Source organism: Mycobacterium sp. 236(2023) (genome assembly GCF_029623955.1).
In the GTDB taxonomy this organism is placed as follows: domain Bacteria; phylum Actinomycetota; class Actinomycetes; order Mycobacteriales; family Mycobacteriaceae; genus Mycobacterium.
In genome coordinates this window covers 1-908 of record NZ_JARSBP010000023.1, presented here as the reverse complement: position 1 = coordinate 908, position 908 = coordinate 1, and the positions used below count along the sequence as shown (strand labels likewise).

Below are 908 nucleotides of genomic sequence, written 5' to 3'. Positions count from 1 at the left end.
TGCGGGGTCTGCCATACCGACCTGACCTACCGCGAAGGCGGCATCAACGACGAATTCCCCTTCCTGCTCGGCCACGAAGCCGCCGGCATCGTCGACACCATCGGCGAAGGCGTCACCAACGTCGCCGTCGGCGACTTCGTCATCCTCAACTGGCGCGCAGTCTGCGGACAATGCCGCGCCTGCAAACGCGGCCGCCCCCACCTGTGCTTCGACACCCACAACGCCACCCAGAAAATGACGTTGACCGACGGCACCGAACTCACCCCCGCCCTGGGCATCGGCGCCTTCGCCGACAAAACCCTGGTCCACCAAGGCCAATGCACCAAAGTCGACCCCGCCGCCGACCCCGCCGCAGCCGGCCTGCTGGGCTGCGGCGTCATGGCCGGCCTCGGCGCGGCCATCAACACCGCAAACATCACCCGCGACGACACCGTCGCCGTCATCGGCTGCGGCGGCGTCGGTGACGCCGCCATCGCCGGAGCCGCCCTCGTCGGAGCGAAAACCATCATCGCCGTCGACCGCGACAACCGAAAACTGGACTGGGCCCGCCAATTCGGCGCCACCCACACCATCAACGCCGGCGACCTCGACGCCATCGAAACCATCCAGGATCTGACCGACGGATTCGGCGCCGACGTCGTCATCGACGCCGTCGGCCGCCCCGAAACCTGGAAACAAGCCTTCTACGCCCGCGACCTGGCCGGCACCGTCGTCCTCGTCGGCGTCCCCACCCCCGACATGACCCTCGACATGCCCCTGATCGACTTCTTCTCCCGCGGCGGCGCCCTCAAATCCTCCTGGTACGGCGACTGCCTACCCGAACGCGACTTCCCCACCCTCATCAGCCTCTACCTCCAAGGCCGCTTCCCCCTCGACAAATTCGTCTCCGAACGCATCACCCTCGACCA

1 protein-coding gene is annotated in these 908 nt (G+C 67.3%); it reads left to right on the top strand.

The window, feature by feature from the left end; genetic code table 11:
* Positions 1-908, top strand: a 908-nt coding sequence (locus P9A17_RS33180; RefSeq protein WP_278043060.1) for an S-(hydroxymethyl)mycothiol dehydrogenase, incomplete at both ends; no start/stop codon positions are given.